Origin of the sequence: Savagea faecisuis (assembly GCF_042675605.1) — a bacterium.
Classification (GTDB): Bacteria; Bacillota; Bacilli; order Bacillales_A; family Planococcaceae; genus Savagea; species Savagea faecisuis.
Map to the genome: position 1 here is coordinate 48279 of NZ_JBHTJF010000001.1, position 14553 is coordinate 62831.

At 40.5% G+C, this 14553-nt stretch carries 16 protein-coding genes; 12 read left to right on the plus strand and 4 right to left on the minus strand.

Features of this window, described 5'->3' with window-relative positions; all coding sequences use genetic code 11:
- Positions 1 to 504: RNA-guided endonuclease TnpB family protein (locus tag ACFQ0V_RS00260; protein WP_381008567.1), on the minus strand; the 504-nt coding region annotated here is incomplete at its 3' end.
- A 98-nt stretch (positions 505 to 602) separates the two neighbouring features.
- Between ACFQ0V_RS00260 and ACFQ0V_RS00265 the strand changes: the two genes are divergently transcribed.
- From ACFQ0V_RS00265 to ACFQ0V_RS00280, 4 genes are all read left to right on the plus strand, one after another.
- On the plus strand, positions 603 to 743 hold the full coding sequence (locus ACFQ0V_RS00265; RefSeq protein ID WP_194561756.1) for a ribbon-helix-helix protein, CopG family: 141 nt from the start codon (positions 603 to 605) through the stop codon (positions 741 to 743).
- Between the two features lie 271 nt (positions 744 to 1014).
- Complete coding sequence (locus ACFQ0V_RS00270; protein ID WP_381008568.1) at positions 1015 to 2013, plus strand: TAXI family TRAP transporter solute-binding subunit; 999 nt, start codon at positions 1015 to 1017, stop codon at positions 2011 to 2013.
- 73 nt (positions 2014 to 2086) lie between these two features.
- Positions 2087 to 2605: a DUF1850 domain-containing protein gene (locus tag ACFQ0V_RS00275; RefSeq protein ID WP_381008570.1), complete on the plus strand. Its 519-nt coding sequence runs from the start codon at positions 2087 to 2089 to the stop codon at positions 2603 to 2605.
- On the plus strand, positions 2602 to 4623 hold the full coding sequence (locus ACFQ0V_RS00280; RefSeq protein WP_381008571.1) for a TRAP transporter permease: 2022 nt from the start codon (positions 2602 to 2604) through the stop codon (positions 4621 to 4623). Before ACFQ0V_RS00275 ends, ACFQ0V_RS00280 begins: the two co-directional genes overlap by 4 nt.
- Positions 4624 to 4670: 47 nt before the next feature.
- Here the strand turns inward: ACFQ0V_RS00280 and ACFQ0V_RS00285 are convergent, their stop codons facing one another.
- Together ACFQ0V_RS00285 and ACFQ0V_RS00290 are read right to left on the minus strand one after the other, a co-directional pair.
- A complete protein-coding gene (locus ACFQ0V_RS00285) occupies positions 4671 to 4901 on the minus strand; it encodes an excisionase family DNA-binding protein (RefSeq protein WP_381008573.1) in 231 nt (76 codons plus the stop codon).
- Positions 4902 to 4903: 2 nt separating this feature from the next.
- The gene (locus ACFQ0V_RS00290) at positions 4904 to 5410 is read right to left on the minus strand and encodes a QueT transporter family protein (protein WP_381008575.1); all 507 of its coding nucleotides are present in this window, start codon (positions 5408 to 5410) and stop codon (positions 4904 to 4906) included.
- A gap of 177 nt (positions 5411 to 5587) precedes the next feature.
- On the opposite strand from ACFQ0V_RS00290, the gene ACFQ0V_RS00295 reads away from it, so the two are divergent.
- From ACFQ0V_RS00295 to ACFQ0V_RS00325, 7 genes are all read left to right on the plus strand, one after another.
- Complete coding sequence (locus ACFQ0V_RS00295) at positions 5588 to 6280, plus strand: response regulator transcription factor (RefSeq protein WP_381008576.1); 693 nt, start codon at positions 5588 to 5590, stop codon at positions 6278 to 6280.
- A 147-nt stretch (positions 6281 to 6427) separates the two neighbouring features.
- The gene (locus ACFQ0V_RS00300; protein ID WP_381008578.1) at positions 6428 to 8617 is read left to right on the plus strand and encodes a sensor histidine kinase; all 2190 of its coding nucleotides are present in this window, start codon (positions 6428 to 6430) and stop codon (positions 8615 to 8617) included.
- Between the two features lie 147 nt (positions 8618 to 8764).
- Entirely contained in the window at positions 8765 to 9112 is a 348-nt protein-coding gene (locus ACFQ0V_RS00305) for a lmo0954 family membrane protein (RefSeq protein WP_381008580.1), read from the plus strand.
- Between the two features lie 12 nt (positions 9113 to 9124).
- Positions 9125 to 9724, plus strand: coding sequence for a PspA/IM30 family protein (locus tag ACFQ0V_RS00310; protein WP_381008582.1), 600 nt, complete (start codon positions 9125 to 9127; stop codon positions 9722 to 9724).
- A gap of 415 nt (positions 9725 to 10139) precedes the next feature.
- Positions 10140 to 10832, plus strand: a complete 693-nt coding sequence (liaF, locus tag ACFQ0V_RS00315) for a cell wall-active antibiotics response protein LiaF (protein WP_381008584.1) — start codon at positions 10140 to 10142, stop codon at positions 10830 to 10832.
- Entirely contained in the window at positions 10829 to 11875 is a 1047-nt protein-coding gene (locus ACFQ0V_RS00320; protein ID WP_381008585.1) for a sensor histidine kinase, read from the plus strand. Before liaF ends, ACFQ0V_RS00320 begins: the two co-directional genes overlap by 4 nt.
- Positions 11844 to 12485: a response regulator gene (locus ACFQ0V_RS00325; RefSeq protein WP_381008587.1), complete on the plus strand. Its 642-nt coding sequence runs from the start codon at positions 11844 to 11846 to the stop codon at positions 12483 to 12485. Before ACFQ0V_RS00320 ends, ACFQ0V_RS00325 begins: the two co-directional genes overlap by 32 nt.
- A gap of 26 nt (positions 12486 to 12511) precedes the next feature.
- Here ACFQ0V_RS00325 and ACFQ0V_RS00330 read toward each other — a convergent pair whose 3' ends face one another.
- Entirely contained in the window at positions 12512 to 12679 is a 168-nt protein-coding gene (locus ACFQ0V_RS00330) for a hypothetical protein (RefSeq protein WP_381008589.1), read from the minus strand.
- 188 nt (positions 12680 to 12867) lie between these two features.
- Here ACFQ0V_RS00330 and ACFQ0V_RS00335 point away from each other — a divergent pair, with 188 nt between their 5' ends.
- A complete protein-coding gene (locus tag ACFQ0V_RS00335) occupies positions 12868 to 14490 on the plus strand; it encodes a long-chain fatty acid--CoA ligase (protein WP_381008591.1) in 1623 nt (540 codons plus the stop codon).
- Positions 14491 to 14553 lie beyond the last annotated feature (63 nt).

The following is a 14553-nucleotide window of genomic DNA, read 5'->3' on the forward strand; positions in this document are numbered from 1 at the left end:
CGAAATATAGTATTTCCCTGTTTTTGTTTTAGAAATCGTACAAGATTTGATTTTATAATCAGCGGGTATTTCTCTATGCTGTTTTATTTTTATTGGCTTTTTGATTTTTGGCAGTTTGATATGACCATTTTCTAGCTTAATATTGCTATTAACCATGTTGGTTGTGTAAGATTGTTTCTTTTTCTTGCTTTTGAATTTAGGAAACTCCGCACGACCTTCAAAAAAGTTCTTATAAGCATTTTGCAAATGGATCTGTGCGTTTGCTAAAGCTAAAGAATCCACTTCTTTTAGGAATGGAAATTCACCTTTGTACTTTGCAGGAGTAGGAAACTTTTGCTTTCTAAGTGCTTCTTTATCATCTTTGAACTTTTCATACGTTTCTTTGCGTTCAGCTAACATCTTATTGTAGACAAAACGAACACAGCCGAATGTTTTAGCTAATAGTACAGCTTGCTCTTTGTTTGGTAACAAACGAAATTTGAAAGCTTTATTTTGTTTAGTCATATCCATTCACCTCACTTTGTACGTAATAATGTCGTATATATATATATATATTGATTCTATCGTAGAAATGCCGTACAATCAAGTGAGAGGTGATAATTTTGAAAAATGATAAAGAGCGTGTAGAAGTTCGTATGCCTAAATCAATTATCGAGAAATTAGATAAATACCAAGAAGAAAATGGACTATCTACAAGAACAGCAACTATTCTCGAATTATTGCGAAAAGGCTTAGAAAAATAACTTTGGCTAAAGCCAACCGAAATTCATCTCCCACCTACTCATTGGTGCTATTCGCACCTTTACACTCCTTGAGGATGGGAGACTTCTTTCGGAAAGACGTTAAAAGTAAGTGAAAATCAAAAGAAGAGCAAAAGAAAACTGAAAACGGTGAATAAACATTATTTTTTTGCATTTCAATAGGAAAGCGCTTGCAAATTGTAGCTAAATAGTTGATAATAGTGTATAATTTTCAATTTCAAAAATTGGATAGGGACAAGGAGGAGGAAAAAATATGAAGAAAAAATCACTATTGTTTGCATTCCTTGTAGCGATGTTAACAGCTGTTCTCGTCGCTTGTGGAGGAGATGACAAACCGGCAGAAAAAGATGGCGATGCAGGCGAAAGCACTGGATCGACAGATGCGCCGAAATTTATGAGTTTATTAACAGGTGGAACGAGCGGAACTTATTACCCACTTGGGGGCGGAATTGCGAAAGTAATTTCGGATGAAATAGGTATTCAAACAGACGCGGTATCATCAAACGCATCTGCAGATAACATTATGTCAGTTGAAGCGGGCGATGCGGAAATCGCGTTCGCACAAACAGACGTTGCAACGTATGCAGAAGAAGGAGTTAACGCATTCGATGGAAACGCTGTGAAAAACGTCGTCGGTCTTGGAGCGCTTTACCCTGAAACGATCCAAATCGTAACGATCGGTAAATCAGGCATCACATCAATCGAAGACTTAAAAGGTAAAAAAGTATCGGTTGGAGCACCAGGTTCAGGAACATTCATTAACGCACAACAAATTTTAGAATTACACGGAATCGATATTGAAAAAGATATCGACGCACAATATTTAGACTTCGGTGAATCAGCAGGCGGTATTCAAGATGGTAACATCGACGCTGCTTTTATCACAGCAGGAACGCCAACAGGGGCTGTTGAAGAATTAAAAGCATCTGCTGAAGTTGTTATTCTTCCGATGGACGAAGCAAAAATTGACGAACTCGTAGCGAAGTATCCATACTACGCAAAAGACGTCATTGCAGAAGGTACTTACGGTTTGAAAGAAGATGTAACGACTGTTGCAGTAATGGCAATGCTCGTTGTATCACGTGATTTACCAGAAGATGTCGTATACGATATGACGAAAGCGTTATACGAAAATACAGACAAAATCGCACACGATAAAGCGAAATTCATCGATGCGAAAACAGGTTTAGACGGCGTTGGAATCGAAGTACACCCAGGTGCACAGAAGTATTTCGACGAAGTGAACAAGTAAGAATGTAAGAAGGGCCGGTGTCGGTAAGCTGACGGATCCGGCTCTTTTTTTCTTCAATGGAGTTGTGAGAGAAATGAAAAAAATCGTCAGTATACTATTCATAAGCGCAGTATGCATCATTTTATTTATCAATCTTCCGTGGAAGCAAGCGCTCGTCTTTGAAGAAGGGCGGACGAAACAACAAGTCGCTTACTTACCGATGACAGATGGCGATGCATTCGATATTATATTCGTTCATTCCATTCATTTAACGGATGTGACAGAGTCTTACGTCGTGACAGGGCAGCAAATCGAACAGAAGATGATTCGCTTCTCACAATACGGAATTGGCATGCCCGCAGAAGTTCATGAAGGGGAACGTTACGAATATAAAGATGGGATGCATCACTTATATGTAAATGATGTGTACTTCGACTCGATGAATATTCGAAATGGAAAGACCGTTTCAAATCATCGCCTCGTCGTGAAAAGACGAGGGGAACGAGAGAGACAATTGCAGTTTAACGATTATTTCGTTCCAGGAGATTGGTATGCTGTGTCGATTCAAAAATTATCATTATGGCAATTATGGAGAGGAGTGGAGATGCGATGACGAAAGAAGAAGTGAAACAACATGAACGAGAAGAAACAGATGAGCTGACGGAAGAAGAACGTCAAAAGTTGTTAGAGCAATACGATACGGAATCAAATACGCGTAATTTATCCGGGGTTGTAGCGTGGATTGTTTTCGGAACATTAATTGCATTTTCAATGTTCCAATTGTATACAGGAGCGTTCGGACAATATACAGCATTCATCCAGCGAACAGTCCACTTAGGATTCGCTTTAGTACTCATTTTTTTACTTTATCCAGCACGAAAAAATGGACCGAAAAATCGTATCTCTGTATTCGATTGGATTTTAGCAACATTATCTTTAATCGTTTGTAGTTATTGGCCTTTATATTATGAAACGCTCGTCCAAAAAATTGGGGGCATTTCAGACGTTCAATTTATTATCGGTGGAATTGCGATTTTACTCGTATTAGAAGCGTCACGTCGTGCAGTCGGATTACCGATTACGATTATCGCACTCGTATTTTTAGCGTATGCAGTGTACGGTTCATATTTACCAGGATCACTCGCACACCGTGGCTTAACATTCCGTCAATTAGTCGACGTCATGTTCTTTACGACAGATGGAATTTTAGGAGTACCACTTAAAGTATCTTCTACTTATATTTTCTTATTCTTATTGTTCGGGGCATTCCTCGTTCAAACGGGAGTCGGAAATTACTTTAACGACTTAGCAATCACAATTGCAGGACGTCGTATCGGTGGACCAGCGAAAGTGGCAATCTTCTCAAGTGCTTTACAAGGAACGATTTCAGGAAGTTCTGTCGCGAATACAGTGACGACAGGTTCGTATACGATTCCGATGATGAAACGTCTCGGCTATCATAAAAACTTCGCCGGAGCGGTAGAAGCAGCCGCGTCCACAGGTGGACAAATTATGCCACCAATCATGGGAGCAGCAGCGTTCTTAATGATTGAGTTTGCCGGAGAGAGTTATTGGAATATCGCAAAAGCAGCACTCATTCCAGCAATTTTATACTTTGCGGGAATTTGGATTATGACACACTTTGAAGCGAAACGTCTCGGCTTACTCGGTTTGCCGGAAGATCAAATTCCGAAGGCGAAAACAGTATTGAAGAAAATTCATTTACTATTACCGATTTTCGTCATTATTATTTTATTGTATAACGGTGGCATGAGTATTGAGCGTGTCGCATTGTACGGTATTTTATCGACAATTATCGTCAGCATGTTCTTGAAAGAGACACGCATCGGATTCCGTGGAATTATTGATGCGCTCGTCTCCGGAGCGAAAACGGCACTCGGTGTCGCAGCTGCAACAGCGACAGCGGGTATTATCGTCGGTGTCGTAACGAAAACAGGACTCGGTTTGAAAATGGGGAATAGTCTCGTCGGATTAGCAGAAGCGATGTCGACGAACATCCAAATGCAATTAATGTTAACGCTCGTCTTTACGATGATCACATCGCTCATTTTAGGAATGGGATCGCCGACGACAGCGAACTACATCATCACATCAACGATCGCGTTACCAGCGCTATTTGCATTAAACGCGGCGTTACCGATTGAAATTCCAGTCTTGGCGATGCACATGTTCGTCTTCTACTTCGGAATTGTAGCGGATATTACGCCACCTGTAGCACTCGCCGCCTTTGCTGCGACCGGAATATCGAAAGGTGACCCGATAAAAACCGGATTTAACGCAGCGAAACTAGCGATTGCCGCCTTCATCATTCCGTACATGTTCGTCTTGCAACCGCAGTTGCTCATGATCGATACGACAATTTTAGAAGTATCATTCATTTTAGCGACAGCGATTATCGGAATGATTGGAATTGGTGCAGGAATGATCGGTTTCTGGTATGTAGAATTAAAAGGATACGAACGATTCCTCGCGGTCATTAGTGGATTAATGTTAATTTATCCAGGGCTTGCGACAGATGGAATTGGGCTTGCGATTTTCATCGCACTTCTCCTCGTTCAAATGAAACGCCGGAAAGAAGATGGGCCGAAAGCAGAAGTCGTTTCTGCATAATGAAAAACCACCTTTTTCAGTCATAATGAACTGAAAAAGGTGGTTTTTTAATCTTCATCTTTAATGTCGCGGTCAGGTGGGAGTGGTTCGCTCCAATAGTCCGCAATTTTTTGTTTCATTTGTTCGAGCTGTTCGAAATAAAGGTTGAACTGTTCGCGGTTGACGAGCAACTGTGTCCCATCATCGACTGCTCGAATTTTTCCTTCGTAAATGTACTTCTCGACTTGTTTTTGTGGCATGCCAAGTTCTTCTGCAATGACTTCAATCGTGACGTACATAATTATGACTTCCCTTCATCTAATAACGTTTCAAGTTTCAATCGTGAGTCCATTGATTGCCAGAGTGGAATCGCTAACGTCATGACAAGAAACTCTGTGAAAAATAGTCCTGCCCATGTGATGAAAAAGACTTCAATCGAAAATGAGCCTCCCGCCATAATGACGAGTGCGATAATCCACATGAGTGCTGAGAAAATGAAAGAGTTAAATAACATGAGCTTCCATCGCGTTTTAATGAAGCGTGCGGCAAGTGTCGTAAGCCCGAGAGCGAGCGCTGTATGGAGCACCCCAAATACGACATCGATCAAACCGAAAGCCGAAAATAAATTGGCGATAAAAACACCGACGATAATTCCAAAGAAATAACGTTTATCAAAAACAATTAAATGGTTGAGCATTTCCCCAATCCGAAATTGTAAAGCGCCGAAAGAAAGTGGCAAAATGACGATGCTCACTGTCGCATAAATCCCAGCGATTATCGCATTAATGACAAGTGTTCTAAGTTTCATAACGATTCCCTTCTTCTATTTTAAAAGTAAATATGATTTTAGCATATCGAATCGTTTTCGTACATCATTGTAAAGGGTAGACGATAATAAGAAAGAACTTAATAATTTCTTCAGAATTTCAAGAGGTGTTTATTAAGACATCCCTCTTATAATAAAAATAAGGAAAAGGTGATCAACATGAAAGAACTAACAATTCTCGTCGCAGATGACGATCAAGATATTCGAGATGGTATTGAAATTTATTTACATAATGAAGGGTATCACGTACTAAAAGCAGCAGATGGTGTCGAAGCACTCCAATTGTTGGAGAAAAATGAAGTCCACTTATTAATTTTAGACATTATGATGCCGAATATGGATGGGATTACAGCGACATTTAAAATTCGCGAACAACAAAATGTCCCGATCATCATGCTGAGCGCAAAGTCAGAAGATACCGATAAAATTCACGGTTTGTCCGTCGGAGCAGATGATTATGTGACGAAGCCATTTCATCCACTTGAATTAATGGCACGTGTGAAATCACAATTGCGCCGTTACGTCACGCTTGGAACGTACGAAAGAGAAGAAGGCGTGCTTCAAATCGATGGCTTGCTTTTGAATGATGAAACGAAGGAAGTAAGTGTCGACGGCAAGCCTGTCAAATTGACGCCAATTGAATTTAAAATTACGAGCTTGCTCATGCGACATCCTGGACGTGTGTTTTCAATCAATGAAATTTACGAACGCGTTTGGGAAGAAGAAGCGTACAATGCGGACAATGTCGTCGCGGTCCACATTCGGAAAATAAGAGAAAAAATTGAAGCGGACCCTAAAAATCCGCGTTACATAAAGGTTGTGTGGGGAATTGGATACAAAATTGATAAGTAAAAGTGAACAATGGTTCGGTTTAGCAATCGCATTTGTCAGTCTCATTTATACTTTTCCTTTCATTATAAATCTTTGTAGCACATGGTTTACGAAAACATTTGATATCGCCACATATATCGGGACGATTATGAAAGGGAGTATGAATTTATGAAAAAACAAATGTGGAAATATAGCGCGCTCGTTACGATTATTCTCGTCGCTTTTTTATTCGTATTGCGCAACGGTTCAACGTATTGGCATAGTAGTTATCAACAGACGAATGATTTTAAAGAGGCGTATCATGAACAAAAAACAGTCATCGAAAAACAACTATTGCCGAATTATACAGAAGCACAGTGGATGACATTGATCGATGTTTCGGAAGGAGATATTGAAGAATATCGTCATCGTTACGGCATGTTAGACGAGCAACTCGATTCGATTCGTGAACGTTATGAAACGAGTATCGCACAAGCAGAAGGACAAAAAGCGGATCAATTACGAGAAGAGATGGAAGCAAAACTCGCAGACATCGAACGTAATTTTCGTGATGAGGAGTATGTCGCAAATAAAATAAAAGGTGAACGAGCGAAAGAAATAATAAGAGAGATTAATGAAACTCGAACCCATTCTCGCTACGATTTGGATGATGCGATACTTTATCAATTAACAGCGATCGAAACGGGAGAAGAACATACAAATTTAGAGCCAGATGAGACGGCTGCGAACGGAGAAGTATTTACAAAAAATAAACCATTCATCGTCTCGGTTCAAAATTATGTCAATATGCCTCATCGATTGAATGGAGAAGGAGATGAGGCAGTAGATCCCGAATCGAACCCATTCTCTTTAGAGCAAAGATTTATTGGAAGTATTGACTTGAAAGAACCTTTACCAGAGACGAGTGCATTTTATGCGAGCAGCAATCAATTTCGTTGGAATCAATTGATTTATTTCAGCGTCATCGTATTAGGCATCGTTTCTGTCGGCGCGCTCATGCAACAATGGAAACAACATCGTTTACGTTCATTTGAATCATCCAATTGGTTAAAACGTTACGAACAAATTCCTCTCGATTTCCGAATCGGACTCGCTGTGATCGTGTCATTTATTGCATTGCGTATCGCAGAGTATCATATCGGATACAGTTTATATTTATACGGAAGAAGCTTCGGATATTGGGAGTTACTTTGGAAACTCATTCACCTCAGCAAAAACATGCTCATTCTTTGGGTGTTGTTATACGTCCTATTTTCAATGCTCTTAACATTAATTCGTCAAGTGTACCAAGAGGAGTGGACGTTAGAAGAGTGGAAAGAAACGATGACTGCACGCTTTTTCCTTTCTTTCCGGGACGCTTTTTTACACCGCTCAATCGGCGTTCAAATGTTCATTTTACTCATCGGCTTTTTCTTAGCTGGTTTAGGGTGGGTATTCGTAGCGTATGAACCATTTTTAATCATTTTTTACATGATGGCTGTCGTATTTTTAGGATTGCCTGCGTTATACATTTTCGTTCGACGCTTCGGGTATTTAAATCGCGTCTTTAAGTCGACAGAAAAAATTGCGCAAGGTGAATTGACAGAAATTCCGATTGAAGGAAAGTCGCCCATTGCGAAACATGCCCAGCACTTAAACAATTTGCAAGAAGGTGTGAAAATTTCGGTTACCGAACAAGCGAAAAGTGAACGTTTAAAAACAGAGCTCATTACGAATGTGAGCCACGATTTACGAACGCCGTTAACATCGATCATCACATATACGGATTTGTTGAAACAACCGAATTTATCGGAAGAAGACCGTCAAAAATATGTGGATGTCATCGATAAAAAGTCAGAACGTTTAAAAGTGCTTATTGAAGACTTGTTTGAAGTGTCGAAAATGGCGAGTGGCAATATGGAATTGCATAAAACGACATTGGACGTCACGCAACTCGTTCAACAAGTACTCGCAGAACGCAATGAAGAATTCCAACAGTCGAATTTCGAAATTGTGACGAGACTTCCGGAACAGCCAATCATTACGAGAGTAGATGGCGAGCGATTTTGGCGAGTGATCGATAATTTAGTATCGAATGCGTTGAAGTACTCCCTTCCAGGAACACGCATTTACATCGACTTAGAAAAAGAAGCACACGTCGCACGTTTTGTCGTACGTAACATTTCGAAATATGAGCTCGATGCGAATGTAGAAGAGCTGTTTGAACGCTTCAAACGAGGAGACAAAGCGCGAAATACAGAAGGTTCTGGACTCGGTCTCGCCATTGCGCAATCGATCGTCGATATGCATGGTGGAGAGATGGAGATTACGTTAGACGGTGATTTATTTAAAGTGAGTGTCACATTACCACTCATTTAAAAAGAAGGATGCTAATCGGCGTCCTTCTTTTTTTGTTAAAGAAAACAATCCGTCTTAAGGCGGAGCTAAATTCAACTGTAAGACCGTATTGAAAAAGAGTGTTCTTTTTTATAATAAAGATAACAAGAACAACGAGGAGGAAAACATATGATGACATTCATTTTATTAGGAATTGCGTTCGCTTTAGGGCTCGTCGTCTTAGCGAATGTTCTTCCATTACTAGCACTAGCATTTACAGCATTCGTCGCTTTATTGAGCTTAAAAGCGTTTATGAAAACAGACTCGACGATTGCGAAACTATGGTGGGGTTCCATCGTCTTCGTAGCGGTCGTCATTACGGTATCGAACATTCCAGCGTTCATCGGCTTGCTTGCGGTCATCGGTCTTTATTTCTTGTACCGCAGTGGGAAACGAGAACAACCTGCACAACAAGTAGTAGAAGCAGATCCATTTGAAAACTTTGAAAACGAATGGGATAAATTGATGAAAAACTAGGAGGAATTCAATATGAAAGCATTATGGAATCGATTGAAATATACGGTGCAATCGGATTTGCATGAATGGTTAGATCAAAAAGAAGAAGAAAATCCAATAAAAACATTAAATATGTATTTAGAACAGGCGGAGGAAAAGACAGAAGTCGTCGCAGGTTTGTTGCGCAGGCAATCACGCCTCGTAGAACAGTTAGAAGGAGAACTCGAACAATCGGAATTAATGTTAGGCAAGCGCACGTTGCAATTAGAAAAAGCGCTCGAATTGCAAGAGGAAGAATTAATTTTATTTGCAGAAGCCGAAAAAGCACAATTTGAAAATCGTACTGCGCAACTCGTTCAAGTTGTGGAAGAAGCGAAAAAAGAACATGCGCATCTTGAACGACAATATGCGATGATGCAGCATAAAATTGAAGATATGCGTTTGCGTCAAATGCAGTTGATGAGCCGTGAAAATGTCATTCATGCTGAACGCAATATCGACGAGTTACTCCGTCCAGAAGTTGAAACCGTCGATCAAATGACAGAAGTATTCAAAGATGGACCACAACGAAAACAAGCGACCGATTTAGAACAACGCTTAGAAGCATTAGTGAACTACCCACCACTTAGTTAACCTTACGGTCTATTTGAAGTGGGGGCTTCTCGCTTCCACGAACATAGCTTGCAAGCAAGTCTTATGTGTTCTCCACGAGCGTGAATTCGGGGCATTCCAACCCTACTGATACGCAATGTTTTTAGTACCTTGGATATTTTACGCATACGAGGGGCTTGGTTTTCGCTCTTATTTCCGTATGCAACTTCATATATCCAGTTGTCAAAGAACATTATGTCTATATTTTACCAAATTCTTTGGCTAAAGCCAACCGAAATTCATCTCCCACCTACTCATTGGTGCTATTCGCACCTTCACACTCCTTGAGGATGGGAGACTTCTTTCGGAAATCCGTTAAAATAAAAAAGCGTAAGTGAGAGCAGCGATGGTCTCACTTTTCGTGTTAAACTAAAAGGAATGACAAGGAGGGCAAAACATGACGACGCGACAAATGACATTACTCGGAATCGGAGCGATAACGCTCATTTTAATCGATTTATTTTATTTTTCTCAAAGCTCGTTCTTTTTCTTCATCATGGGTAGTTTTCTCGTCTATGTCGGTTTGACGAAGTATCGCAAGTTTCCGTTGTATAGCGGTCTCGTCATGTTATTGCTCACTTCTTTTGCGATGTGGAGTTTGCGTTTCATCATCATCGTATTTGTATTATGGGTCGTCACGCATTTAATGAAAGGGGAAACGACAGAACATTTATTTCGTCCGTTGCGCGAGAAAATCAAAGAAACGCCAAATGGCATATGGAAAAATAAATGGTTTTCTTTTCAAGCGAGCCCGTTCTCGTCCTATGAATGGGAAGATGTTCATGCGACGAGCTTTTACGGAGATATAACAATCGATGTGACGAACACCGTTTTGCCGAAGTCGACGAGCTTTATTTCAGTACGTCAATCGTTCGGGAAAGTGAAAGTGATTGTCCCTTATGAAATTCCTGTCCGCATTCATTATTCGTCCTTACTAGGAGAAGCGAGATTATTTGATTACGAAAAACAACGTCTCGTCAATGAAACATTGCAAATGAAAGACTTATACGATGGAAAAAGAACAGACAGTGCACAGTTGATCATTTCAGTATACGTTGCCTTCGGAGATTTAGAGGTGATTCGTAAATGAAGTGGTTCGGTAGGACGTTCACATTAACGGTTTTTTTAACATTATGTATGACGGCTGTTTATACGTTAGCGTATCGCGACTCTTTGACGAGTTGGAAGCGGCTCGGACTGTATGCGATAGAAGAATTAATTGAAGAAGAATTGTTCGACCTTCCTTTACTCGTCGTTTTTGCACTAGGTGCACTATTCATTAGTGCGATCATCGTGACGGCATTGACATCGAATAAGTTAGAACGTGAAATGACAGAAGCGTTGCGTCAAGTGAAAGATGGCGAGCGTCCCCACATTTCACATCGCTCTTTACAACATGAAGTCGATGGACTTTTCGTCTTATTGGAAGACCAACGAAAAAGCTTGCAAAAAGCGACGAATGAGCGAGCGGAAGCGGATGAAAAAATGATTGAAGAACAACTCATTCAAGAGCGTCAACGTTTAGCGCGAGAATTGCACGACTCCGTCAGCCAACAATTGTTTGCTGCCTCGATGTTGCTTTCTGCCATGGTCGAAACGAACGAAGAAGATGAAATGTTGCGCCAAGTCGAAAATATCGTCCAACAAGCACAGCTTGAAATGCGTGCTTTACTCCTTCATTTACGCCCTGCAGCCTTACATAACCATACATTTAAAGAAGGGATGGAACAGCTTTTAATGGAATTAAAGCAAAAGGTGATGTTCGATATTACGTATGAGTTAGAAGATGTTCATTTACAAAAAGGGGAAGAAGACCATCTATTCCGCATCGCACAAGAGACACTATCAAATACATTGCGCCATTCGAAAGCGACAGAAGTGCACATTTTATTTGTCGAACGTGATCATTTAGCGATTTTACGCATTCAAGACAATGGGGTAGGGTTTGAACAACAGTCGGAAAGAAGTGGCTCCTACGGTTTACAAAATGTGAAAGAACGCGCGATTGAAATTGGCGCACAATATAAAATTGTTTCTGTGCCTTCGCAAGGGACGATTGTAGAAGTGAAATTACCTTTAGAACAAGGAGGGGAACGAGTGGATGATACGCATACTATTAGTAGACGATCATGAAATGGTTCGCATCGGTGTCAGTACGTATTTGAAATTACAACATGATATGGAAGTTGTCGGTGAAGCGTCAGACGGAGAAGAAGCGGTTGAAAAAGCACTCGCCCTGCGACCAGATATCATTTTAATGGATATGGTCATGCCGAAAAAAAGTGGGGCTGAAGCGACAGCGGATATTATGAAAGAATGGCCAGAAGCGAAAATTATTATCGTCACGAGTTTTTTAGATGATGATAAACTGTATCCTGCACTTGAAGCGGGAGCATCGAGTTATATTTTGAAAACATCGAATGCTTCACGCATTGCGGATGCGATTCGCCAAACGTATGCGGGAGATACGGTATTAGAACCAGAAGTAGCCGCTCGCATGATGAAACAGATGCGAGCGGCGGATGCGCCAGCTCACGAACAATTGACGACTCGTGAAATGGACGTATTATTGTTGTTGGCAGAAGGACTGACAAATCAACAAATTGCCGATGAGTTATTCATCGGATTAAAAACAGTGAAAACTCATGTGAGCAATATTTTATCTAAGTTAGACGTGCGCGACCGAACACAAGCAGTCGTGTATGCATTTAATCATCAATTAGTAAAACCGAAAAGCGAGTGAGACGAAAAAAATCGAATCACTCGCTTTCATACTTCACGTACATCAGCATTGGCACGGAATGTATCTACATTGTTAGAATCAGATGGATCAGCTAAAGGCAACTCTTCGGCAATATACACTTCCTGTGTGATTGGGTCGACCATTTTAACAGCGAAGTCATCACGGCTTGGGTAGTTTTTATAAGTAATAGTCATACATATCTCTCCTTTAGTTTCAAATTTGCTACTTCAATCAAAAGTAGACTCTTTTATTATGTACCCATTTATTTCAATTGTCAAACATTTCAAATAAAACTTGAAAACGCTTTCTTTAATTTGCAAACTATGTTAAATTATATAGTAATTTCAGTTTACTATAAAAGTCAGAAAGGAAGCGATTTACTATGATGCAAATCCCAATGTTATTATCATCTTTCATTACGCGTGCGGAAACTCATTTTCCACATAAGACGATTGTTTCAAGAACATCTCCAGACGTGATCCATCGTCTAACATATGCAGATTTTGCTGATCGTACGCGTCGTTTAGCGAACGTATTAGAAAGTCTTGGAGTAGAAAGAGGTATGAAGGTCGGTTCATTCGCATGGAACCATCATCGTCACTTAGAGTTATATTTCGCAGTACCTGGTATCGGTGCTGTGTTACATATGATTAATATTCGTCTCTCCCCAGAACATATTATTCATATTGTGAACCATGCGGAAGACGAGGTTTTATTTGTAGATGATAATTTATTCTCGATTATCGAGCCGCTCATTCCAGAATTAAAAACAGTTCGTCACATCGTCATTATGAGTGATGATTCAGTCATTCCGAATGTTGATTTTGAATCGATGCTCGATTATGAAACGGTATTAAAAAATGCGTCGAATGAATATGAATTCCCGACAGATATTGATGAGAATAGCGCTGCAGGTATGTGTTATACGAGCGCGACGACAGGTATGCCGAAAGGGGTCGTCTATTCACATCGAGGTTTATACTTACATAGTTTTGCCTCTGGATTAGTTGACAGCTTCGGTATTTCTGAACGAGATGTCGTCATGCCAGTCGTTCCAATGTTCCACGTCAATGCTTGGGGATTGCCGTTTACATCTGTATTATTCGGTGCGTCTCAAGTGTTGCCAGGACCGAACTTCACACCAGAATTGTTGATCGACTTAATTGAAAGTGAAGGAGTTACATTCACAGCGGGTGTTCCAACAGTTTGGTTATCGGTGTTGAAAGAACAAGAAGAAAAACCGCGTGATCTTTCTTCATTAGATCGCGTATTCGTAGGAGGTTCTGCTTCTCCGAGAGGCTTAATTAAAGCGTATCAAGACTTAGGAGTGAACTATCTTTCGATTTACGGTATGACTGAAACATCACCAGTTGTCAGTGTTTCACACTATACGTCAGAAGTGGAAGACTACAGCGAAGATGAAAAACTCGAACTTCGTGCAACGCAAGGCATTCCAGTCCCAGGCGTTCAGACGAAAATCGTCAATGAGCACGGCCATGTTCCTTGGGATGGAGAAACGATGGGTGAGTTAATGCTTCGTGGCCCTTGGATTACTGATGAGTATTATAAAGATACTCGTTCGGAAGATGCGTTTGAAGACGGTTGGTTACGCACGGGAGATATCGCAGTCTATACGAAAGAAGGATACATTAAAATTATGGACCGTGTCGGTGATCTCATTAAGAGTGGAGGAGAATGGATTTCTTCTGTCGATTTAGAGAACGCTTTAATGAGTTTAGAAGGAGTGTATGAAGCGGCAGTAGTCGCAGTACCACACCCGAAATGGCAAGAACGTCCAATTGCGAGCGTCGTCTTAAAAGATGGTTATGAAGCGAATGAAGAGACGAAGCAACGTCTATACGATGGATTACGTGAACGTTTCGCTTCTTGGTGGATGCCAGATGAAATTTTATTTATGGACGAACTACCGAAAACGTCAGTCGGAAAGTTTTTGAAAGCAGAATTGCGTAAAATTGTATTCGATCAAGTAGGTATGCAAGAATAATCGTATAATGAATCCTCTTATCTATATAAAAAAGCCCTGAAAATATAAATTTTCAGGGCTTTT

Bases quoted from the DNA above. Each gene is read 5' to 3' on its own strand.
- ACFQ0V_RS00270 (WP_381008568.1), top strand. From the start codon at position 1,015: ATGAAGAAAAAATCACTATTGTTTGCATTCCTTGTAGCGATGTTAACA.
- ACFQ0V_RS00275 (WP_381008570.1), top strand. From the start codon at position 2,087: ATGAAAAAAATCGTCAGTATACTATTCATAAGCGCAGTATGCATCATT.
- ACFQ0V_RS00280 (WP_381008571.1), top strand. From the start codon at position 2,602: ATGACGAAAGAAGAAGTGAAACAACATGAACGAGAAGAAACAGATGAG.
- ACFQ0V_RS00285 (WP_381008573.1), bottom strand. From the start codon at position 4,901: ATGTACGTCACGATTGAAGTCATTGCAGAAGAACTTGGCATGCCACAA.
- ACFQ0V_RS00290 (WP_381008575.1), bottom strand. From the start codon at position 5,410: ATGAAACTTAGAACACTTGTCATTAATGCGATAATCGCTGGGATTTAT.
- ACFQ0V_RS00295 (WP_381008576.1), top strand. From the start codon at position 5,588: ATGAAAGAACTAACAATTCTCGTCGCAGATGACGATCAAGATATTCGA.
- ACFQ0V_RS00300 (WP_381008578.1), top strand. From the start codon at position 6,428: ATGAAAAAACAAATGTGGAAATATAGCGCGCTCGTTACGATTATTCTC.
- ACFQ0V_RS00305 (WP_381008580.1), top strand. From the start codon at position 8,765: ATGATGACATTCATTTTATTAGGAATTGCGTTCGCTTTAGGGCTCGTC.
- ACFQ0V_RS00310 (WP_381008582.1), top strand. From the start codon at position 9,125: ATGAAAGCATTATGGAATCGATTGAAATATACGGTGCAATCGGATTTG.
- liaF (WP_381008584.1), top strand. From the start codon at position 10,140: ATGACGACGCGACAAATGACATTACTCGGAATCGGAGCGATAACGCTC.
- ACFQ0V_RS00320 (WP_381008585.1), top strand. From the start codon at position 10,829: ATGAAGTGGTTCGGTAGGACGTTCACATTAACGGTTTTTTTAACATTA.
- ACFQ0V_RS00325 (WP_381008587.1), top strand. From the start codon at position 11,844: ATGATACGCATACTATTAGTAGACGATCATGAAATGGTTCGCATCGGT.
- ACFQ0V_RS00330 (WP_381008589.1), bottom strand. From the start codon at position 12,679: ATGACTATTACTTATAAAAACTACCCAAGCCGTGATGACTTCGCTGTT.
- ACFQ0V_RS00335 (WP_381008591.1), top strand. From the start codon at position 12,868: ATGATGCAAATCCCAATGTTATTATCATCTTTCATTACGCGTGCGGAA.